The organism is Exiguobacterium sp., assembly GCF_020832205.1.
Classification (GTDB): Bacteria; Bacillota; Bacilli; order Exiguobacteriales; family Exiguobacteriaceae; genus Exiguobacterium.
The window spans coordinates 130,734-152,545 of the sequence record NZ_JAFIFD010000013.1; the positions used below are offsets into that span (position 1 = coordinate 130,734).

21 protein-coding genes and 2 riboswitches are annotated in these 21,812 nt (G+C 53.8%); of the genes, 5 read left to right on the forward strand and 16 right to left on the reverse strand.

The window, feature by feature from the left end:
* Positions 1-21 precede the first annotated feature (21 nt).
* Complete coding sequence (locus tag JJU47_RS02855; protein ID WP_228616026.1) at positions 22-1,425, reverse strand: basic amino acid/polyamine antiporter; 1,404 nt, start codon at positions 1,423-1,425, stop codon at positions 22-24.
* Positions 1,426-1,650: 225 nt separating this feature from the next.
* Here JJU47_RS02855 and JJU47_RS02860 point away from each other — a divergent pair, with 225 nt between their 5' ends.
* Complete coding sequence (locus tag JJU47_RS02860; RefSeq protein WP_228616027.1) at positions 1,651-3,279, forward strand: peptide ABC transporter substrate-binding protein; 1,629 nt, start codon at positions 1,651-1,653, stop codon at positions 3,277-3,279.
* Between the two features lie 186 nt (positions 3,280-3,465).
* Here the strand turns inward: JJU47_RS02860 and JJU47_RS02865 are convergent, their stop codons facing one another.
* The 3 genes from JJU47_RS02865 to ade form a co-directional block, all read right to left on the reverse strand.
* Positions 3,466-5,058 (reverse strand): Na+/H+ antiporter NhaC family protein, encoded by a 1,593-nt coding sequence (locus JJU47_RS02865; RefSeq protein WP_228616028.1) that lies wholly within the window; start codon positions 5,056-5,058, stop codon positions 3,466-3,468.
* A gap of 113 nt (positions 5,059-5,171) precedes the next feature.
* A riboswitch (Lysine riboswitch) is annotated at positions 5,172-5,346 on the reverse strand.
* 65 nt (positions 5,347-5,411) lie between these two features.
* Positions 5,412-5,690 carry a hypothetical protein gene (locus JJU47_RS02870; protein WP_228616029.1) on the reverse strand — a complete coding sequence of 93 codons (279 nt, stop codon included), beginning with the start codon at positions 5,688-5,690 and terminating at the stop codon, positions 5,412-5,414.
* Positions 5,691-5,807: 117 nt separating this feature from the next.
* The gene (ade, locus tag JJU47_RS02875) at positions 5,808-7,517 is read right to left on the reverse strand and encodes an adenine deaminase (RefSeq protein WP_228616030.1); all 1,710 of its coding nucleotides are present in this window, start codon (positions 7,515-7,517) and stop codon (positions 5,808-5,810) included.
* Between the two features lie 122 nt (positions 7,518-7,639).
* On the opposite strand from ade, the gene JJU47_RS02880 reads away from it, so the two are divergent.
* Positions 7,640-8,176, forward strand: a complete 537-nt coding sequence (locus tag JJU47_RS02880) for a gamma carbonic anhydrase family protein (RefSeq protein ID WP_228616031.1) — start codon at positions 7,640-7,642, stop codon at positions 8,174-8,176.
* A gap of 109 nt (positions 8,177-8,285) precedes the next feature.
* Entirely contained in the window at positions 8,286-8,465 is a 180-nt protein-coding gene (locus tag JJU47_RS02885) for a hypothetical protein (RefSeq protein ID WP_228616032.1), read from the forward strand.
* Positions 8,466-8,578: 113 nt separating this feature from the next.
* On the opposite strand, the gene JJU47_RS02890 is transcribed toward JJU47_RS02885, so the two are convergent.
* Complete coding sequence (locus tag JJU47_RS02890; RefSeq protein ID WP_228616033.1) at positions 8,579-9,127, reverse strand: nitroreductase family protein; 549 nt, start codon at positions 9,125-9,127, stop codon at positions 8,579-8,581.
* A 188-nt stretch (positions 9,128-9,315) separates the two neighbouring features.
* On the opposite strand from JJU47_RS02890, the gene JJU47_RS02895 reads away from it, so the two are divergent.
* Positions 9,316-9,930 (forward strand): hypothetical protein, encoded by a 615-nt coding sequence (locus JJU47_RS02895; RefSeq protein WP_228616034.1) that lies wholly within the window; start codon positions 9,316-9,318, stop codon positions 9,928-9,930.
* 78 nt (positions 9,931-10,008) lie between these two features.
* Here the strand turns inward: JJU47_RS02895 and lysA are convergent, their stop codons facing one another.
* The 10 genes from lysA to JJU47_RS02945 all read right to left on the reverse strand — a co-directional run bounded on the left by lysA (position 10,009) and on the right by JJU47_RS02945 (position 19,832).
* A complete protein-coding gene (gene lysA / locus JJU47_RS02900; RefSeq protein WP_228616035.1) occupies positions 10,009-11,301 on the reverse strand; it encodes a diaminopimelate decarboxylase in 1,293 nt (430 codons plus the stop codon).
* Positions 11,271-12,359: an alanine racemase gene (alr, locus tag JJU47_RS02905; protein WP_228616036.1), complete on the reverse strand. Its 1,089-nt coding sequence runs from the start codon at positions 12,357-12,359 to the stop codon at positions 11,271-11,273. The genes lysA and alr overlap by 31 nt, the downstream gene beginning before the upstream one ends.
* Positions 12,360-12,371: 12 nt before the next feature.
* Positions 12,372-13,298 carry a branched-chain amino acid transaminase gene (locus tag JJU47_RS02910; RefSeq protein ID WP_228616037.1) on the reverse strand — a complete coding sequence of 309 codons (927 nt, stop codon included), beginning with the start codon at positions 13,296-13,298 and terminating at the stop codon, positions 12,372-12,374.
* Between the two features lie 46 nt (positions 13,299-13,344).
* Complete coding sequence (gene dapD, locus JJU47_RS02915; RefSeq protein WP_228616038.1) at positions 13,345-14,052, reverse strand: 2,3,4,5-tetrahydropyridine-2,6-dicarboxylate N-acetyltransferase; 708 nt, start codon at positions 14,050-14,052, stop codon at positions 13,345-13,347.
* Positions 14,030-14,779 (reverse strand): 4-hydroxy-tetrahydrodipicolinate reductase, encoded by a 750-nt coding sequence (gene dapB, locus JJU47_RS02920; RefSeq protein WP_228616039.1) that lies wholly within the window; start codon positions 14,777-14,779, stop codon positions 14,030-14,032. The genes dapD and dapB overlap by 23 nt, the downstream gene beginning before the upstream one ends.
* Positions 14,776-15,657 (reverse strand): 4-hydroxy-tetrahydrodipicolinate synthase, encoded by an 882-nt coding sequence (dapA, locus tag JJU47_RS02925; RefSeq protein ID WP_228616040.1) that lies wholly within the window; start codon positions 15,655-15,657, stop codon positions 14,776-14,778. Before dapA ends, dapB begins: the two co-directional genes overlap by 4 nt.
* A 13-nt stretch (positions 15,658-15,670) precedes the next feature.
* Complete coding sequence (locus JJU47_RS02930; protein WP_228616041.1) at positions 15,671-16,666, reverse strand: aspartate-semialdehyde dehydrogenase; 996 nt, start codon at positions 16,664-16,666, stop codon at positions 15,671-15,673.
* A 12-nt stretch (positions 16,667-16,678) separates the two neighbouring features.
* Positions 16,679-17,878: an aspartate kinase gene (locus tag JJU47_RS02935; RefSeq protein ID WP_409629952.1), complete on the reverse strand. Its 1,200-nt coding sequence runs from the start codon at positions 17,876-17,878 to the stop codon at positions 16,679-16,681.
* Between the two features lie 114 nt (positions 17,879-17,992).
* A riboswitch (Lysine riboswitch) is annotated at positions 17,993-18,173 on the reverse strand.
* Positions 18,174-18,249: 76 nt separating this feature from the next.
* Positions 18,250-18,678 (reverse strand): GNAT family N-acetyltransferase, encoded by a 429-nt coding sequence (locus tag JJU47_RS02940; RefSeq protein WP_228616042.1) that lies wholly within the window; start codon positions 18,676-18,678, stop codon positions 18,250-18,252.
* Entirely contained in the window at positions 18,672-19,832 is a 1,161-nt protein-coding gene (locus JJU47_RS02945) for an alanine--tRNA ligase-related protein (protein WP_228616043.1), read from the reverse strand. The genes JJU47_RS02940 and JJU47_RS02945 overlap by 7 nt, the downstream gene beginning before the upstream one ends.
* Before the next feature lie 93 nt (positions 19,833-19,925).
* Between JJU47_RS02945 and JJU47_RS02950 the strand changes: the two genes are divergently transcribed.
* On the forward strand, positions 19,926-20,654 hold the full coding sequence (locus tag JJU47_RS02950) for a GntR family transcriptional regulator (protein WP_228616044.1): 729 nt from the start codon (positions 19,926-19,928) through the stop codon (positions 20,652-20,654).
* Positions 20,655-20,690: 36 nt separating this feature from the next.
* Here JJU47_RS02950 and JJU47_RS02955 read toward each other — a convergent pair whose 3' ends face one another.
* Positions 20,691-21,794: an LCP family protein gene (locus JJU47_RS02955; RefSeq protein WP_228616045.1), complete on the reverse strand. Its 1,104-nt coding sequence runs from the start codon at positions 21,792-21,794 to the stop codon at positions 20,691-20,693.
* Positions 21,795-21,812: the final 18 nt, after the last annotated feature.

Sequence of the window (21,812 nt, forward strand, 5' to 3'; positions counted from 1 at the left end):
CGACGGGTCAGTGTTTTTTCATTATAGTGTGATCGATGCCGTCGCGAGTCCGTACACCCCGTATGTCGCCGCGAGCAAAATCAGCACTGCGATCGCATATTGAAGTCGACTGAGAAACGGCCGCCCTTGCTCCCGCTCGGCTAACATGAACACGAAAATGCCCGGCGCATATAAAATCATCGCAATGAGCATGTATTCAAGCCCTGAAGCGTACAGCAACCACCCGGCGTAAATCGAAGCGATGCTAGATATGACGAGCATCTTCCACGAGCTCACCCGTCTCGCCTCTTTCAATCCAAACAAAGCCGAGAAAAGATACGGGACGAGCGCCGCGATCCCGGCGATGCTCGAGAGGACCAAGTACGTCTGCTCCGAGAACAAGGCGATGACCGTGACGACTTGCGTGAACGCTTGGGTGACGAACAGCGCGTTCACCGGTGTCTCGTTTTCATTTAAACGATTGAACAGGCGCGGGAAGACCCCATCCCGGCTCGCCACATAGGAAATCTCCGTCGCCAAAATCGTCCAGCCGAGAAGTGCGCCAGCGAGTGAGACGAGCAGCCCGATATTGATGAGCTTCGCCCCGACCGGTCCAACGACCGCCTCCAACACGTACGCCATCGACGGTTCCGGCAACGCGGCGAGCTGCGCTTGTGTCATGACACCGAACGAGAAAATCGAAATCATCATATAGATGAGGAGTGTACCGACGAGCCCGATGACCGTCGCTCGTCCGACGTCCCGTTTGTTGCGGGCGCGGGAGGACAAGACGACCGCCCCTTCGATTCCAACGAACGCCCATAACGTCACGAGCATCGTCGATTTCACTTGCGGGAACACGTGCGACCACTTAAATCCTTCTTCGCCCCAAAAATCAATTTGGAACGTCTCGATACGAAATGCGAACAAGATGAGGAGTATGAACAAGAAAATCGGCACGAGCTTAGCGATCGTCGTGACGATATTGAGGAGCGCCGCTTCTTTCATCCCTCGTGAGATCAACCAAAACAATCCCCAGATGAGGAGCGCACTCATGAGCAAACGGAACGTCCGATGCTCGGCCGAGAAAATCGGAAAGAAGTAACTGAGCGTGCTAAAGATGAGCGTAATATTCGCCACCGTCCCGATCCAAGCCGACATCCAATAGCCCCAACCGCTATTGAAACCGACGAACGTGCCAAACCCTTCCTTAGCGTACGCATAGATCCCGCCCTCTAGCTCGGGACGGGAGTCCGCCAAATATTGAAACACGAACGCGAGCATGATCATGCCGACCCCCGTGATAGCCCAACCGATCAAGACGGAACCGACGCCGGCACCTTGTGCCATCGCTCCCGGTAAATTGAACGCCCCGCCGCCAATCATCGTCCCGACGACCATCGCTGCAAGACCAAAAAAGCCGATTCCGGCTGTTTGTGACTTCATGAAAAAAACCTCCGAACTCCGTTGACGTCTGACGAATAACTATACACAAATAACGTATATTCATCCGATGATTTTTTCATTCTACTCAATTCAAGAGCAGTTTGATAGGTATTTCACTAATGTTTATATTTTCGAATAATTACAAAAAATAAATTGCGTATTCATTTTATTTGTAGTTTAATGACATTATATTCGAAAGAATCAGAATTTTCGGGAGGTATGACAATGCGTAACAAGAAATGGTTAGCTTTATCAGGAGTCGCTTTGCTCGCAACGGCAGCATGTGGCGGAAATGAAGAATCGTCAAGCTCTTCTGAAGGATCTTCGTCGAGTGACGCGAAAAAAGAAGTCACGTTCGTATCGGCAACCGACTTGCCGCAGCTCGACCCGACACTCACGACAGACTCGACATCGATCATCGTGACGAACAACGTCTTCGAGGGACTGTATCGTCTAGATGAGAACAACCAACCGACACCGGGAATCGCGGAAGACGTCGAAGTATCGGAAGATGGCCTTACATACACGTTCAAGCTACGTGACGCCAACTGGTCGGACGGCTCGCCAATCACAGCTGAAGATTTCGTCTATTCATGGAAACGCGCATTGAACCCAGAGACGGGTGCCGAATACGCGTACATCCTTCAAGACTTGAAGAACGCCAACAGCATCCTCGCGGGTGAGGCTGCCATTGACGACCTCGGCGTGAAAGCCGTGGATGAGAAGACGCTTGAAGTTCAACTTGAAGCGCCAGCTCCTTATTTCCTCGGATTGACTGGTTTCCCGACGTACATGCCGCAAAAGCAAGAGTTCGTCGAAGAGCAAGGCGAAGCGTTCGCAAGCGCTGTCGACAAGACGCTCTACAACGGTCCTTACGTGCTTGAGAGCTGGCAAGACAACACAGGCTGGGTCTACAAGAAAAACCCGGAATATTGGGATGCTGACAACGTCAAGATGGAGACGATCAACGTCAAAGTCGTAAAAGACGTATCGACGGGCGTCAACTTGTTTGAGTCTGGCGAAGCGGACTATACGCTCCTCTCGTCTGAATTTGTCCCTCAGTTCCAAGACAGCGAAGAGTTCAAGACGCGCGCCGATGCCCGCATCAACTTCCTTCGCTTCAACCAAAAGAACGAGGCACTCCAAAACGTCCACATCCGTGAAGCACTCGCGAAAGGTTTTGACAAACAAGGCGTCACGGACGTCATCTTGACGGACGGTTCGCAACCGGCAAACTTCATCGTCGCCAAAGACTTCACGTACACGTCTGACGGTGCTGATTTCCGTGAGAAATATCCAGACCTCCTCAGCTACAACGTAGACGAAGCGAAAGCGGCGTGGGAGAAAGGATTGTCTGAACTCGGCGTCGAGACGGTCGAACTTGAGTTCCTCTCACGTGACGAAGAAGCGTTCAAGAAAGTAAACGAGTTCATCAAAGGCGAGCTTGAAAAGAACTTGCCAGGACTCACACTTAACATTAAACAACAACCGTTCAAAAACTTCCTTGAGCTTGAAGGCGCGGGCGACTATGACGTCTCCGCTGCCGGCTGGGGACCTGACTATCAAGATCCGATGACGTATCTCGACATGTGGGTCACGGACGGTCCGTTCAACCGGATGGCTTACTCGAACGACGAGTACGACAAGCTCGTTCAAGCAGCCAAGAAAGAAGCCGACGAAATGAAGCGTTGGGAAACGATGCAAGAAGCTGAGCGCATCTTGCTCGAAGAGGACTTCGCAATCGCACCGATCTATCAAAAAGGTGAGGCGTACCTCGAACGCTCAAACATCGAAAACATGTACCGTCACCCGTTCGGAGCTGATGCTAGCTTCAAATGGTTGGACGTGAACTGACCCGACAAGCTCTTCCATCACATGATGGAAGGGCTTTTTTATGGTCGGCAGGCCCTTTCCGCCCAGTGACGACTGCTCGCCTTGAACAGATCGACTTCTTCCCATAAAAAAAGACGAACTAGATCGCTTCTCGCGGTCTAGTTCGTCTTCCGTTCGAAGCGGTCCGAGGTCCGCTTCTTTTTTAGATTACGCTTCGCGTTCCGCCCGGATTTCTGCCGGGACACGTCCGCGTTTCGAGATGATTTGTGCGACGAAGAGCAAGACGACGAACGTCGCTGCCGCCGCGAAGAAACCGATCCACATCGACGTCGTGATGCCGAGTACCAAGTAACCGACCGCTGAGACACCCGCCGCAATCGAAGCGTACGGAAGCTGCGTCAACACGTGATCGATGTGGTGCGAACCCGCACCCGTCGAACTGAGGATCGTCGTATCCGAAATCGGTGAACAGTGGTCACCGAAGACGGCACCTGCGAGCACGGCTGCGAGTGTCGGAAGCAACAGCTCCGGCTCGACCGCCATGATCAAATCTGCTCCAATCGGAAGCATGAGACCGAACGTCCCCCAGCTCGTCCCTGTCGAGAACGCCATCAGGCCGGCGATCGCGAACAAGATGAGTGGCAAGTAAGACGCCGCAATGCGATCCGTGACGAAGCTTGCCAAGTAATCACCCGTTCTCATGTCACCGATGACCGCGATGATCGTCCACGCGAACAACAAGATGAGCACTGCCGGCCACATGGCACGGACACCGGCCCAAGCGGCGCGACCGTAGTCAGCAGACGGGATTTTACGTCCGATGAGCAACAAGAACGCCGAGATCAAACTGATGACAGCACCAGCAACGAGTGAACGCGTGACATCTGTCGCCTCAAAGGCACCGAGGAGCGAGAACGCTTGTCCGTCGGCCGCGAGCGCTAGTCCACCCGTGTACAACATGGCCGAGACAGTAGCGACGATCAATACGATGATCGGAACGATCAAGTCACGGACTTTCCCGCCGTCATGCTCTTTAATATCTTCGCTCATTCCCATTGGCGCACCTTTCGACACATCGTACAGCTCGCCTTTAAGGGCGCGAAGCTCATGTGTGCGCATCGGTCCGATGGCGAGCCCGGTGAACGCGACATATCCTGTCAACAGAAGCGCGAAGATGGCATAAAAGTTCATCGGGATCATTTGAATGAACGCCGACAATGACGAATAGCTGTCAATCGAGTATTTCGCTAAAATACCAGCGATGATGGCGATGATGTAGGCGCCCCAACTCGAGAGCGGGCTGATGACACAGACCGGTGCGGCCGTTGAGTCAATCGTATAAGCGAGTTTCGCCCGTGAGACTTTTTTCCGGTCCGTGAGCGGACGGCTGATGTTCCCGACAGCGAGACTGTTGAAATAGTCATCAATGAAAATCAAAATCCCAAGTCCGAACGAGACGAGGCGGGCGCCGCGTGCCGTCTTGACGTTTGCTGCTGCCCATTCACCGAACGCGCGAGCACCGCCCGACGTTTGAATGATCGATGACAAAATACCGAGTAAGAGCAAGAACGCGATCAACAGGACGTTCCATTCGTTCAATTCACCGTCAGACCAGAACAAGGCGACGATGTTCGACCATAAGTATGAGATCGAGTCGATCGGGTTGAAGCTGTGCAGGAGCAATACCCCTGCGATAATCCCGACGCCGAGTGACGGGATGACTTTCCGTGTTGTGATGGCCATAATGATGGCAAGCAATGCCGGTACGAGTGACAGTACCGAAGTTGAATAATCTACCATGCTGTTTTCCTCCTCTTCTGTTTGAGATGAGGCCCCCCTATGCTTAAAAAAACGCAAAGCGAGGGCATCGGCAACAAAGCCGACACCCTCGCTGGATGTTCCGTCTTTCTTAGCCGACTTGGAGCGCTCCATACGTAAATATGTATGGCAGTCTGACGGGTATTTCCCGTCAGCCCAGCATAAAGTCAGAGACATGACTTCACACTTCGGCGATCTTGCCTTTCTGTAGTCTTCACCGTTGTCATCCTCGGACTACTTACTCATCAGCATCGCACCTCTACCTCATCGATAGCACGAATATTCATTTAAAAGTTACGTCTAAATTATCATAAGTGACAATGACTTATCAACACTTATTTTTCCTCGCGGACAATTTGTTTCAAGACAGCGAGTGCCTCTTTGTCGTCCGCCTCGACTGCTTTAAAGAAATCACTAAAGAAATGATACAGCACGAACCGTTCAGCGTGCGATGACGTGTGGTCTTTGATCGTCAGTAGGATGAGGCGGCGCAAACGACGTTTCGTCCGCGTCTCGTCCGGCAATTCTTCACATCGGTCTTGGAAGGCACGATATACAGAATTGATCAAATCCTCATGTTCATCATACGACCGGTTGTAAGCAACTTGTTCCATCTGTGATATCCCCCCTTTCAATTTATACCGATGAAACTTGTTGTAACTATACCAACTTACCAGTGACCGTTCAATCGTTTCGGGTCGGTCTTAACAAAAATCATACGTTAGACCGACTCATGATTCGATGAATGAGAACGTCGTCACATCAAACAGTCCCATATCCGTCAACTTCAAATCCGGAATGACAGGAAGGGCGAGGAACGACATCGTCAAGTACGGGTTGAAGTGACGATGGGCCCCGACGACGTCGAGGGCGTCATTTAACTGTTCGAGGACGTGGGCGACTTCTCTGTATGGACGTTTCGTCATGAGTCCACCGATTTCGAGCGGCAAAACGGCGAGCACTTCCCCTTCCGACACCGCGACGACACCGCCGCCGACTCTTTCGAGCGTCTCGGATGCGAGCAACATGTCTTCCGGGCTGACTCCCGCGACGACGAGGTTATGACTGTCGTGCGCCACTGTCGCCGCGAGCGCGCCACGCTTCAAGCCAAAACCGGTCACTGGTGCGAGTGCCATATGACCCGTCCCGTGGTGCCGTTCGATGACAGCGAGCGTCGCGATATCCTGGGCGATGTCCGCACCCGATTCGTCCGGATTGAAGATGAGTCGTTCCCGCTTCGTCAACAGGCTGTTCGGCAACACTTGAATCACGTCGACGGGCTCTTCTTTCACTGGCAAGCGGAACGAGTCTGCCGTCAAATCTGGAAGTTTAAGCTCCCCTTTCATCGGCTTCGGCACTTCGATGCCTTCGGCTTCGAACGTGGCGTTCCCTTCCTTCACTACAGGCTCGCCGTTCACGTAAACGGAATCGATCGTTACCGATTCGACGTCTGACAAGATGACAAAGTTCGCTTTCTTGCCGGGCGCAATCGCCCCCACATCTTTCAATCCATACGCTTCAGCGGCATGAAGGCTGGCGATGGCGTACGCCGTTTCCGGTTTGACCCCTTGCTTGATGGCCATGCGAATGTTGTAGTCGATCCCGCCTTCGGCGACAAGGTCATCCAAGTGTTTGTCATCGGTACAGAACAAGAAGCGATGCGCATTGCTCTCCGTGATGGCCCGGCTCACTTGTTCGACGTTTCGCGCCACGGACCCTTCCCGGATTTGAACGTAAAAACCACGACGGACTCGTTCAAGTGCCTCTTCCGCTGTCGTGCATTCGTGATCGGTCATGATGCCAGCCGTCCGATACACGTTCAACTGGTCTGGACCAAGCCCTGAGGCGTGACCGTCAACGACTTTACCGACATGCTCGGTCTGGGCGATCTTTTGGAGCATATCTTCACTCCCGGCTTCGACAGATGGATAATCCATCACTTCGCCGAGACCATGCACGCCCGGGTCGCCTAAGAACGGGGCCAAGTCTTCCGCATATAGTTTAGCGCCCGCATGCTCGAACGGCGTCGCCGGCACACAACTCGGGAGCATCATCCGTACGTCGAGCGGGAGCCCTTTCGCGTCGGCGAGCATGTATTCAATTCCGAGCGCTCCGTTGACGTTGGCAATCTCGTGCGGATCGGCAATGACTGTCGCCACGCCGAGTGGAAGGACCGCTTTCGCAAACTCGTGCGGCGGGACCATCGACGACTCGATATGGACGTGCGAGTCGATGAACGTCGGTGCGAGCGTCCACGACGGATCGTGATACTCGACCTCCCCTTCATAACCTTCCCCGATGGCTACGATATATCCTGCGTCGATGGCGACGTCTGTCCGAATCGTCTCCCGACTATAAACATCGATGACCGCCACATCTTTAAAGACGACCGCCGCTTTCTTTTTCTTGGCGGCGATATCAATCAAATGTTGTTTTTCCATCTGTGGTGTGTCTCCTTTTTCAACGTATTTTATCTATCTTAACAAGAATAATCTTTTTGACGCAATTTCTTTTTCGAGTTGTGCGACAATAAGAGCATATCTGGTTGAAAGGGGTTACACATATGCAATATCAATTAGGCGAACTCATACCACAAGTCGACGAGACCGTGTTCATCGCGCCAGGGGCACACGTCATCGGTGACGTGACGATCGGCGAGCACTCTGGGGTTTGGTTCAATACGGTCATTCGGGGAGATGAGGGCCCGATTCAAATCGGTTCTTACGTGAACATTCAGGACGGGTCGATGGTTCACCAATACGAAGGATCACCGACGATCATCCATGACCGTGTCTCGATCGGTCATATGGCGATGATTCACGGTTGTGAGATTGAAGAAGGCTGTCTCATCGGGATGCACGCGACCGTGCTCGACGGAGCCAAAGTCGGAAGAGGCTCGTTCGTCGCCGCCGGCGCGCTCGTCACGCCGAACATGCAAATCCCTGAAGGGGTCATGGTGATGGGGGTCCCGGCCAAAGTCGTCCGTCCGCTCAATGACGAAGACCGTTTCATCATGGAACGGACCGTCAACAAGTACGCCAAACGGGCGGAACAGTACCGAACGACGTGTACACCACTCGCCGCCACAGAAAGTTTGTGAAAGCGTTTACAAGATTCATAAATTGTTAACGATTATCCCGATTTTTCTTCATGTTTCCCTTGTATACTGAGGATGTAGTCAAGCCGACGTGTCGAAAGGGGCCAATTGTATGCATCTCAACCATGCGCAATTCATGTTAGACTTGTACGCTTCGTCCATCAACCCAAGCTATTGCCTTCATGTCGAGGATTCATTCGACGAGACGTTACAAGGCACACATCGAGAGGTTTGGGAACGGATGCAATTGGATAATAATATAGAGGAAGAAATTCAAAACGGGGGAACGTGATCACAATGATTCCAACTAACGTCATTCAAGACTGGCTCGCAAATAAATTAAAGAAATAAATCACATAAATCAAAAGCTCGAGCGTAGGCACTTGTCCTCGCTCGAGCTTTTCATTATTCAAAAATCGTGAGACAACTGTCGATCGACTGGCGTCGTTTTGTCGGTGGCACGTCCTCGAATCGCCCGAGTTGGAGCAGTCCGACGAACGTCTCCCCGTCCGCCCCGATCATTTCTTGCAGACGAGCGTCTTCAAAGATGCCTCCGGTCCGCCAGACGAGACCGATGTCTCGCTCGCTGCAAAGCAAGTGGAAGTTTTGAATGAACGTCGCTGTCGCGAGCAACGCATCCTTCTTGTCTTTCTCCGTCTCGAACGACTTTGTCGTCACGTATAGGCACGCTGCCGCGTTCCGAATCCGCCCGGCAACCTTTTCCCGTTTCGCCTCAGGACCGTCCGTAAAAGCAGGTTCAAGTGCGTCTAACAATACTTCTTTCCCGTCACCGTTGAACAAATAGACGTTCCACGGCTCGATTTTGTTATGGAACGGCGCTTGGTGTGCCGATGCCAACAAGTCATAGAGCTCTTTCGTCTCAATCGTTCCTTCTGTGAACATGCGAATCGTCCGCCGCGATTCAATCAATCGTTGTCCGTCTGTCTTTTCCATCTACTCACTTCCCCCTCTATTTTCTTTTTCATCATAATTGAAAACAGTTCTCACGTGTAGCAATTTGACCGATACTAGCGGGAACCTAATGGCTCCCCATCAAGTATATAGAGATGAACGGATGTCACGTTCGTTCGAATGAAACTTGTACAACGTTTGAAGACGAAGCGGATAAGGAGAGGATCATCGTGCCCACACGTTTCAACTTATTTCTATTATGTACGCTCTCGCTCGTCATCTTCACAACAGCTTGTCACTCTGCGGCATCGCCACATGCAACGATTCAAATGAAAAGTGAAGAAGAACAACGCCAAATCGTAGACGAGTACACGTTCGACGATTATAAGAAAGCATTTGATGAAGTCGTCATCGAAGCAAACCGGCTCGACGTGGAGGAACCGTTACGAAAGTGGGTGATTCGGACATTGGCAGAAGAGAAGCTGTACTATGAAACGGACTTGACAGATGCCCAAGTCATCGCACTCTCGACGGAAGCGATGAGACAAGATGCCGCATGGAAAACGGTCGCAAAAGAGCAGTACAACATTCACGTATCGGCAGAAGAGGTTGATCAATTCATTCAACAAGGCCCGGACCAGAGTGATTTACCAAATCACCTCGCCTATGCGAGCGCCCTCGGCTTGTCGCTTCACCAACTCAATCACCAGTTCGATCGAGACCTTTATGAAAAGAATACGATTTGGTTAAAGTTGAAACTCGAGTTGGAAAAGAAGTACCGGACAGACGACAACAACGAGCTCGTTGATCGCTATGAGGCGGAAGTGAACGCCGAGCTAGATTAACCTGACAGGTTGACCCGGTGAAGTCGTTCATACAAAAAGGGATTCAGTCGCATGACTGAATCCCTTTTTCGCCTGACATCAAGACGATTGTCCGACAACTTCGCAAACGACCAAGTCTTCGAGCGTCTGTCTGCGGACGACGAGACGATGTGTCCCGTTCTTCACGAAGACAACGGCCGGGCGGAGCATCTGGTTATAGTTGCTCGCCATCGAGAAGTTATACGCACCCGTCGCTTTGACGAGGAGCAAATCCCCTGCTTCGACCTGCGGGATGAGCGAACGGTTCGAGATGATGTCGCCCGACTCGCAACATGCGCCGACGATTTTCGCCTCGAGCGTTTTTTCTTCATCCATCCGTGTCGCTGCGATGACGTCGTACTCGGCGTCATAGAGGGCGGGACGGATGTTATCCGTCATTCCGCCGTCGACCGAGACGTACGTGCGGACCCCGCTCACTTCTTTCACCGTCCCGACTTCATACAGCGTCGCGCCGGCGTTTGCGACGAGCCAACGGCCCGGCTCAATGCCGATTTTCGGAAGCGGCAAGCCGAAGCGGTTCACTTCCGCGACGAGCGTGTCCATCACTTGCGTCATCGTGTCGGCAAAGTCGAGCGGGTCGTCCGACTCGAGGTAGGCGACACCGAAGCCGCCCCCGATGTTCAAGACGTCGGCCGTGAAGCCCGTCTCTTGACGAATCGTCTCGATGAAGTTGACCATCGTCTTGACCGTGTTGATGAACAGCGTCGGTTCTTGAATCTGTGAGCCGACATGACAGTGAATCCCCGTCAAGTTCAACCGCTCCGCTTGAAGCGTCGCGCGGACCGCCTCGAGATACGTCTCGTCGTGCGTCGGGAAACCAAACTTCGTATCGACCCCACCCGTCTGGATCGCCTCATGGGCACCCCCGACGACTTGCGGGACGATACGGAGAAGGACATCGACATCGACGCCGTGTTCGACGGCGAGGCCGGATAAAAGTCCGATTTCACGCATGTTGTCAATCGTGAAATGCGTGATGCCGTTCTCAAGCGCGAACGTGATATCTTGTACCGTCTTGTTCGATCCGTGGACGTGAATCCGGTCCGCCGGTACCCCGGCGTGCAAGGCGACGAACATCTCCCCGCGCGAGACGACATCGATGCTGAGACCAGACGCCATGACTTTCTCATAGACGGCCGCGATCGACATCGCTTTTGACGCGTAAAGCGCGTACGTGTTCGGATATTTGTCTAAAAAGGCGCTTCGGACGAGTCCGAGACGACGCTCAAGCTCAGGCTCGCTCATAATATAGAGCGGTGTCCCATACGTCGCTTGAAGTTCACGGACGGACACGCCCTCGATCATACAAACTGATTGGTTGGTGGTGTACATACATTTCCTCCTTCAAAGCGATGCGGGACACGCCATGAACGTGCGCATAGTTGTTCTGAGTTGTTGGCGTGACCGGTACGCGTCACGTCATCAATTTTGGTCGTATTGCCATATAGCTCGACCACGTCTCCGACTTGAACAGTCGCATCGACGCGGAGGAAGCTGTGGCTCATGAAGATGTTGCTGATGAACGGGAACGCTCGACCGTTAATGTGGGCCGGCAAATGCCGACGTGCGCGCATCAACCCATCACCGTAACCGACTGACAGTACAGCAATCCGTTCTTTCGCCGCTGCCGTGTAACCGGTGCCGTAACCGACGTGCGCCCCGGCTTCGATGTCGTGCACCGCGATGACTTCGGTCTCCCAACGAAACGCCGGGACGAGCCAATCGACCGGTTCAACCGACGAATAGCCGTACAAGAAAATCCCGACTCGCACGTGCGTGCAGTGCGCAAGGCGGGGGTCCGCCTGCAGCGTCGCCGCACTGTTCGCCGCATGCACGACTTCGAACGCATGGCGTTCGATGAGCCGCGTCGACCAGTCGGCAAACCGTTCAACGTGGATGCTATGTTCGATTTCAGCGTTATCCGCGTCCGCGAGCGGGAAGTGCGTGCATAAACCGACGAGGTCGAGCCCTTCATCCTGGCAAAACGCGACGATGGCAAGTGCCTCTTCGAACGTCTTGGCGCCAAAACGGTTCATGCCGACATCTAATTTCAAATGGAGCCGGACCCCATCCAGTTGAGCGCGCTCGGCGACCAACCAGTCATACGACCCGATGGCGACATCGAGCTTTTGTTCCCGGACATCCTGCCATTCATATACAGGGTTCATGACGAGTACACGGGCGTCCGTCGCATACGTCCGGACCTCCCTTGCCTCCGCAAGCGTCGTCACCATGAAATGACGCACCCCTTCTTCGTACAGTGTCGTCACAACTGGCTCCATTCCTAGGTTATAGGCGTTGTTTTTCACGACGGCGAACACCGGTCGGCCGAGCGTCTCGATCCGACGTTTGTTCTCACGAATCGCATTCAAGTCAATTGTGACTCCCATACAAAAACTCCTTTATTCTTTGACTGCTGCTTTGACGAACGTGATCCAATCACGATGGTTTTCGATTTTTCCGGTTACGGCTTCACGGTAACGTGTGAGCATGTTCGTTGCGACCGTCTGAACCCCACCGCCGATGGAGATGTTGTCGACTTCGATGACACTTGTCACTTCAGCCGCCGTACCCGTCAAGAAGATCTCATCTGCTACATATAATTCGTCACGCCCGATATGACGCTCAATCACGTCGAACCCTTCTTCACGAGCGAGTTCGATCACGGTTTGCCGCGTGATGCCATCAAGCACCGAACAATCGAGTGACGGTGTGAAGATTTTTTTACCTTTGACGAGGAAGATGTTGGCGACGCTCGCCTCGCTGACGTTTCCGTTCATGTCGAGGGCGATCGCTTCATCGTATCCGTCGCGCACCGCTTCGCCTTTAAGCAATTGCGAGTTCATGTAGTTCGCTGCCGCTTTTGCCTGCATCGGCATCATCGTCGAAGAGACGCGGCGATATGACGCGACTTTCGCCCGGATACCGACCGTTTTGCTGAAATATTCACCAAGCGGCCAACATGAGATGGCGACGTGTACTTTTGTTTCCGCAGTCGGCATGAGTGCCTGCCAAGGTGTGCCGAGGAAAACGAATGGACGGATGTAACAAGCTTCAAACCCATTGCGTTCAATCAATTCGATTGTCGCTTGCTCGAGCTCGTCGACCGTGTACGGCAAATCTACGTGATAGTAGGCGCATGAGCGTACGAGGCGCTCCAAATGTTCGCGGAGACGGAAAATGGCCGGGCCTTCCTCTGTGTGGTATGCCCGGATTCCTTCGAAGAACCCGCTCCCGTAATGAATCGCGTGCGTCATGATGCTCGTGTTCGCATCCGTCGGCTCGATCCAAGCCCCGTCTTTCCACATCCATTGTCCATACTGTTCCATAGTTCAACTCTCCCATTCATTTTTGATATTTTCTGTCTATTATACGTTAGAGAGAGCGTAAGTCATCAACAAGTTGTGTTTTTTCTGCAGTTTTTTCATCTTTTTGCTTGATGATACGGGCTGGGGTACCAGCGACGACGACACCAGGCGGTACGTCTTGCGTGACGACGCTTCCTGCCGCGACGACTGCATTTTCCCCGACACGGACGCCTTCTAAAATGACGGCGTTCGCACCGATCATGACACCGTCTTCGATGATGACCGGATCTTTTGAAGGTGGCTCAAGGACACCTGCGACAACTGCACCGGCGCCGAGGTGGACGTTTTTCCCGAGTGTGCCGCGGGCGCCGATCACAGCGTTCATGTCGACCATCGACCCGTCACCGATGACGGCACCGATGTTGACGACGGCTCCCATCATGACGACGGCGTTGTTCCCGATTTGAACGTGGTCGCGGATGAACGAGCCCGGTTCGATCCGTGCGTTCAACTTCGTCGTATCGAGCATCGGCACGGCACTGTTGCGACGGTCAAACTCGACGTGTGAGTCCGTGATGACCGCGGCGTTCGCTTCAAGAAAAGCAGCGGCCCGCTCGGCTGTCGTCAAGAACAGTTTTGATTCGTCCGTTCCGAACGCTTTCGCCTCTTCGATCTCAAGGCCGGCCAATTGACCGTTGACGTACAATTTGACTGGTGTTTCTTTCTTGGCATCTTTAATGTATTGCGCGATTTCATAAGCGTTTGTGAGTAACATGAGTGGCCTCCTCGTATAAGTTCGTTAAATTATATAGTCCGGCCGGGCGGTCGAGAATCGTCGCCGCCGCGGCGAGTGCCCCGTTCGCGAAGACGCGTTTTGACAGGGCGGTGTGTTTCAGTTCTAGCATCTCGTCATCACCGGCAAAGAGCACGGTATGCTCGCCGAAAATCGTTCCTCCGCGCACGGAGTGCATGCCGAGCTCGTTCGCTTCGCGCGCTTCGCGTCGCGGCGTCCGGTCGTACACCGGAGTCACGTCACGTTTCGCCTCGATGGCTCGGGCGAGCAGTTCAGCTGTTCCGCTCGGCGCATCGACTTTCTTACGGTGATGCGCTTCGATCACTTCGATATCATACCCGAGCGTGAGCGGCACGAGCTGGTCGAGCAATTGTTTCAAAAGGGCGATCCCGTACGACGTGTTATACGACTGGAAGATCGGGATCTCGTTTGACGCTTCCTCGATTTTCGCAAGCTCTGCCTCCGAAAAGCCGGTCGTCGCGATGACGAGCGGGATTCGGTTCGCTTTCCCGTAGGCGAGCACGTCATCTAAGAGCGCCGGATTCGAGAAATCGATGACGACATCGACGTCTGCCTCTACGTCTCGCAGCGACGTCGGATGGTCCCCTCCCGCCGGCGAGACGATCGCTGCGACGTTCAAGTTTTGTGTGTGGGCGACTTCCTCGACAATTTGTCCCATCGCCCCGTAGCCATGAATGAGTAAGTTCACTGTCTCACCTCATTGAATTGCTCCATTGCCGACAAAAGTCGGGCCTCGGCCGTCGCGCTCATCGGGACGAGCGGCAGACGTGGTGCGCCGAACTCGAATCCGCGTGCGTTTAGCGCCGCTTTGACCGGGATCGGGTTCACTTCAGCGAACAGTTCATCGATGACCGGGAGCAAGCGGATTTGCCACTTGCGCGCCGTCTCCAAATCCCCGGCGAGCAACGCTTCAGCGAGTGCGACCGTCGCACTCGGATAGACGTTCGACAATACCGAGACGACGCCTTGAGCTCCCCAAGCCATGTACGGTAAGATTTGATCGTCGTTCCCGCAATAGACCGGGAACCCTTCCGGTAAATGGGCCATCATTTGAGCCATCACCGAGATGTCCCCGCTCGCCTCTTTCAAAGCTGCGATGCGCGGGTGATCGGCGAGTTCACCGACCGTTGCCGGTTCGAGCGCGACACCGGTGCGTGACGGCACGTTGTAAAGCATGAGCGGAATCGGTGACGCGTCGGCAATCGCTGTGAAGTGAGCGATGAGACCGGCTTGTGTCGACTTGTTGTAGTACGGCGTGACGACCATCGCCATCTCGGCCCCGAGTTCAGCGGCACGCTTCGTCTTTTCGATGCTTAGCGCCGTGTTGTTCGAGCCGGTGCCGGCGATGATGACGGCTCGTCCGGCCGCGATCTCAATCGCTTTCGTGAGGAGCGTCTCGAACTCTTCATCGGTGATTGTCATCCCTTCACCGGTCGTCCCTCCGATGACGAGTCCGTTCACCCCTTCTTTAATTTGATCTTCAACCAACGCTTCCCATGCGGCAAGGTTTAGCGATCCGTCTTGTTGGAACGGTGTGGCAAGTGCTGTAGCGACTCCTGTGAACATGTGATTTCCCCCTTTATTTTGTAGCGGTCTGTCCAATCATGCATTGTGCGATTTGAACGGCGTTCGCGGCCGCGCCTTTTCTGACGTTGTCGGCGACACACCAGAGATGGAACGTGTTCGGTTGTGACTCATCGACACGGACACGGCCGATGTACACGTCATCCGTCCCGTTCGCATCGAGCGGCGTCGGGTAGACGAGTTCGCCCGGGTTGTCCATGAGGACGACGCCTGGCGCGTCACTGAGCACGGCTTTCACTTCAGCGAGTGTCGCCTCGCGGTCGAGCGTCACCGTGATCGAGACGGCGTGGCTGTTTCGGACCGGGACACGAACACATGTCGCTGTCACGCCAAGGTTTGGGGCGTTCAAAATTTTGCGTGTCTCGTCGATCATCTTCTGTTCTTCTTTCGTATAGCCGTTCTCGAGGAACACGTCGATGTGCGGCAACACGTTGTCATAAATCGGATACGGATAGTTTTGCGGTTCTTCGCCGCGGGCCCCGCGCTCCAAATCTTCAATCCCTTTTTGTCCTGATCCTGAGACGGCTTGATAAGACGTGTAAGCGACGCGAGTCAATCCGTACACTTCAGCAAGCGGGGCGAGCGCGACGACCGATTGGATCGTCGAACAGTTCGGATTGGCGATGAGCGGCTTATCCGGGCTCAGCTCGACCCGGTTCACTTCCGGTACGATGAGCGGGATATCCGCTTGCATCCGGAACGCGCTCGAGTTGTCGATGACGATGACGCCTTGTTCGCTCAGGCGCGGCGCATACTGTTCACTGATGCTGCCTCCGGCCGAGAAGAGCGCGATGTCGATCGGGTCTGCGTAAATCGCATCGGATAGTTCTCGAATGACGACGTCCTGGCCGTTCACAGTGACCGTCTTTCCGGCTGAACGGGCTGATGCGTACAACATCAATTCGTTGATCGGAAACTCATATTCTGTCAACACTTCAATCATCTTTTGGCCGACGGCACCGGTCGCACCGACGACGGCTACGTTATACATGTGGCGTCCTCCTTATAACTTGAAGCGTGTCGCGATTGCCGCGACGGCTGCTTCGACGTCTTGTTCGTTGATCGTGTACGAGATACTGATTTCAGATGTCGTGACTTGGTAGAACGGGATGCCGCTCTCACGGAACGTCGCGAACAGTTCAGACGCGACACCGGTCGCATCACGCATCCCGATGCCGACGACCGAGATTTTCGCATGCTCGGTATGGCGATCGATTTTGATTTGCGGGAACGTCTCCGTCAATTCGGCGAGCGCTTCTTCAAGGAACGCTTCCTCGTCAAGCGGACACGTGAACGACAAGAACACTTCACCGTCAAACGCCGTTTGACTGATCATATCGATATTGACGTGACGCTGTGACAACTTCTCGAAAATATCGGCCACACCTGCCACCGAATGCGGAATATGTTTGATTGAAACGCTGAGCACGTTCTTCACGACGCTCACGCTCGTCACCGCTTTTTGTTCCATTGCCTGTGTCATATCCATGATCCAAGTTCCTCCTTCGCTCGCAAGCGTCTTTCCTACAAAAATGTTCACGTCATATTTTTTCGCGAGTTCCACGCTGCGCATCTCCATCACTTTCGAACCGAGCGCGCTCATCTCCATCATCTCGTCGTACGACACCGTCTCTAAGCGGCGCGCTGTCGGGTGAATCCGCGGGTCGGCCGTGTACACACCGGCGACGTCCGTATAAATCTCGCACCGTTTGCTGAGGACGGCCGCCAAAGCGACGGCTGTCGTATCCGATCCGCCGCGGCCGAGCGTCGTCACGTCGCCGAACTCGTTGACACCTTGGAAACCGGCGACGATGACGACGTCATACGTGCGCAGCTTCTCTTCCAATACTTCTTTTCGAATCGCCTTAATTTTACTTTTCGTATGAATCCCCATCGTGTCGATCCCGGCTTGTTGTCCGGTGAGCGAAATGGCGGCGACGCCCCGTGAGTTCAAGGCGATGCTGAGCAGGCTGATCGTCTGTTCTTCCCCGACGGCGAGCAAGCGGTCGAGTTCTCGAATCATCGGTCGTTCCGTAATTTGTTTAGCTAGCGACAAGAGCGAGTCGGTCGTCTTTCCCATCGCGGAGACGACGACGACGAGCTTTTCGCCCGCCTCGGCCCGCGTTTGTAAATATTCAGAAATTGCCTGTATTTGTTCGATTGTGGCAACGGAGCTGCCTCCAAATTTCAATACGGTTGTCATCAAGTTCCCCACTTTCATGATGTCCACCAACAGAAAAAGCGGCAGACCGGTAGGAAGCACTCTCCCTACGGCCTGCCGCTTGTACGCGCAGTTGAAAAACGATTGAAAAATCGTTCCGTAGATAGCGCTCCATGGCATTTCATCCATGGCAGTGTAGGCGTTATTCACGACTACCCCAGCCTTCGTTCGTACGCACGCGAACGTCGACTTCGGCGAATTTCCCCTTTCGGCCCGATCCGGAATGCGTCCGTTTCGATCAAGCGTACTCATGTCATTCGCAACCTCTATCTGTCAGTTGTTAGTTTTAGTTATAACAAATGAAAAACGGCTTGCCAACCTTTTTTTAGAAAAAAGGAAAATTTCTAAAACATTCACCACGTCTTCTTCATCATCCGATGCGGGATATCGGCGTCTAAAAATTCATCGCCGAACGCCTCGTACCCGAGTCGCTCATAAAACGAGAGTGCCGTCAGCTGGGCTCCGAGCTTCAACTCGGTCAGCCCTTCTCGTTTCGCGACCTGCTCGACTTCAAGCATGATGTCACGCCCATACCCGTTCCCCCGGGCGTCTCGAACCGTCGCGACTCGTTCGACTTTCGCGACACCTGCCCCGATCGGCCGCAGTCGCGCCGTCGCCACGGGTTCATCGTTCAGTATCCCGACGAAATGGAGGCATTCTGGATCCAAGTCATCATATTCAAGAGCCGTATCGATGCCTTGCTCTTGAATGAAGACGAGTTCTCGAACTTGACGCGCTCTTTCAATCAGCATTGGTTCGTTCCCATGTTCAATCGTCAGCATGAGACCACCCCTTCCTGAAGCCGTTTCACGACTTCCGTTGTCGCCCGTTCCAAGTCGGCAACGGACTCGAATCGAGCTTGTGCCTGCTTATGGCTGCCGCCGCCCCGGCCGATGCCGAGATCGTCGAGCGTCCGTTTTAAAAACGTGCCGATGGCGATGTCGTGGGTGCCGTCATGCATGAGCACGAGTTTTTGCGCTGTATGGTTGGCGCCGACGGCGATTCGTCCCGTCGCAGCAATCCGCTCAATGATCATCACTGTGAGCGTCTCCGCCTCGGTCTTGCCGATGTGAGTGATGACATAGTTGTCTTCTTGTAAGAAGGCGGCCACTTTCGCTTTAGCGACTCTCGCTTCGAGCGCTTTCACTTCCTTCTCACGCTCGATCCGGGCGTTTCGTTCTTCGACGACGCGGGCGGCGACCGTCTCATTCGTCGTCGATAACGTCTGGTGCACTTGCCGGAGCGCGTCGCGTGACGATTGAGCTGCTCGCAACGCCCTTGTCCCGGCCACATACGTCAAGCGGACGTTGCCCCGTACTTTTTTGACGGAGGTGATATGGACGGTGCCGAGTTGCCCGGTCGAGGCGACATGTGTCCCGCCGCAGGCGTTATAGTCGAGACCTGCGATTTCAACGATACGAATCAATCCGGTCCGGTCCGTCGGTTTTCTTAGTCTTGCCTCGTCTACTTCACCGTCCGATAACGTGCGCACCGTGATTGGACGATTTTCAAAGATGAGGTGCTGCACATCGCGCTCGAGCGATTCAACGCGAGACCAGTCGAATGCAGTCGTTCCAATCTCAAGCGAAGACTCTTCCGGACCGATGCCGAAACTGAGCGTCTCGATGCCATACCGGTCTTCGAGCACAGCCGTCAACACGTGTTGTGCCGTATGTTGGATGGAATGGTCGCGGCGTGACGTTTCGTCGACTTGTCCGGTCACTGCTATACCGACATCAAGCGGTCGCTCGAGCAAATGCCACACGACGCCGTCGATTTGTTGGACGTCCTGTACCGTTTCGCCCGCGATCGTCCCGGCGTCGCCCGGTTGCCCGCCGCCTTCCGCGTAAAATTGCGTTTCTTGAAGCGCGATCCAATGCCCGCGCTCATCTTGACGTTGTGCCGTCACTGTCGTTTCAAATTGCCATCCGGTCATAAGGGGAACCTCTTTTCTCTATGATGTGTTCAGACAACTAGTTCGATTTGGTCTATAATAGGACATAATCCTTTTTAGTCAGGAGCGATTGAGATGCTACAGATCGATAAACAATCCCCGCTTCCTATTTATTATCAAATCGAATCTTATTTAAAGCAACAAATAGATGCCGGCTTTCTTCAACCCGGCGATTTGATTCCTTCAGAGCGCGAGTTCTCTGAGCAATACGACGTCAGCCGGATGACCGTCCGCCAAGCCATCAAGAACCTGGTCAATGAAGGGTATTTGCATCGTCAAAAAGGCCGGGGCACGTTCGTCGCGACGAATAAAATCTCGATGACGCTCTCCGGCCTCACGAGCTTTACTGAGGAAATCAAACATCGAGGCATGCGCCCGTACACGCGCCTGCTCTCGTTCCAAACGATTCCCGCCCCGTATAAAGTCTCACGCCGTTTAAGCGTTGCCTTAGATACCCCGGTGTACGAGATGAAGCGGCTCCGCCTCGCTGATGAGCAAGTGCTCGCCCTCGAGACGGCTTACATCCCGGTCTCGTTACTTCCCGATTTGACCGAGGAAGATGCGACGGGATCGATTTACGAATACGCCGAGCAGGCCGGACTCCATTTAAAAAACGCGACCCAGACGCTCGAGGCCCGAAGCGCTGGTTCAGAAGAAGCGAAGCTTTTGACAATCGAAGCAGGGGCACCGGTGCTCTTGATCGATCAGCGGACGTATCTCGACAGCGGTGACATGTTCGAATATAGCCGTGCCCTGTTCCGTGGTGACTCGTACTCGTTCACGGTCGCCATGGAGCGCACGTGATCAAAAAAAACGATTTGCCGCGTCGGCAAATCGTTTTTATTGTGCTTCATAGGTGATGCCTGAAGGATCATACATATACGACTCGAGTTCCGACTCGGTCATCCCCTGTACTTCGTTTCCGGCATCGGCCTGTTGGACGCGGTAGCGGACTTCATCGAGCAACGGTTCGTTCAAGAAGTAGTAGAAATGGCCGTCACTTGCGCGTGCCCCTTCTCCGGTCAACTGATATTGTACCGTGTTGTTGAGCGCCCCGACATCTTCAATCAAGCGCATGTAGTCGTTCGGACCGAGCGTCGTCTGCATGTTGTCACCGACCGCTTTCAACACTTTGTCGTAATTGTTGAGAAGCGACGTGCCGAGTGATTGCTCGAGCACGGCGTTGATGACTTCCATTTGGCGTTGGCCGCGGCCGATGTCTCCACGCGGATCGTCGTAACGGTTACGGACGTAGGCAAGCGCTTCTTCACCTGTCAACTGCTGCAAACCAGCCTCGACCTCGACCACTTCACGAGAAGCGTCATAACTGTTCTGCTTCGATGAGAACGGTACGTCGATTTCAACTCCGCCGACAGCATCGATAAAGTCGACAAAGCCTTGGAAGTTGAGCGAGACGACGTGATCGATTTCGATCCCGACGAGGTCTTCGACCGTTTTCGTCGACATCCGCATGCCGTTGTTCGGGTTCGATTCATCCATCGAGCCGAAGTAATAGGCGTGCGTGATTTTGTCTTGGTCGAGCCCTGTTTTTCCGTACGGGATGTTATACCCTGTATAGTCGATATTGACATACGAATCACGTGGGATGCTGAGCATCGTCGTCTGTTTCTCTTTCTTGTTCAAGATGACGACGATCATGACGTCAGAGCGACCGTATTCCCCGCGTGCTTTCTTTTGAGGAGAGAGATCGGTTCCGAGGACGAGGAAACTTTCGGTGTCTTCTTTATCGAACCGGGTCGGTTCAACCGTCGGGTCGTCTTCGAGCGTCACTTGCGTTCCCGACAACATGTTGTGCGCTTTGTAAAAAGCAGTCCCATACATGCTGGAGCCGGCGATAATCACAATCAACAACACAGCGCTGAAAAGTTTATAAAACGCAGACGGGCCTTTTCGCCGTCTACGAGCCTGGGTTCTAGAATTCATCTGTTTCTCCTTCACGGT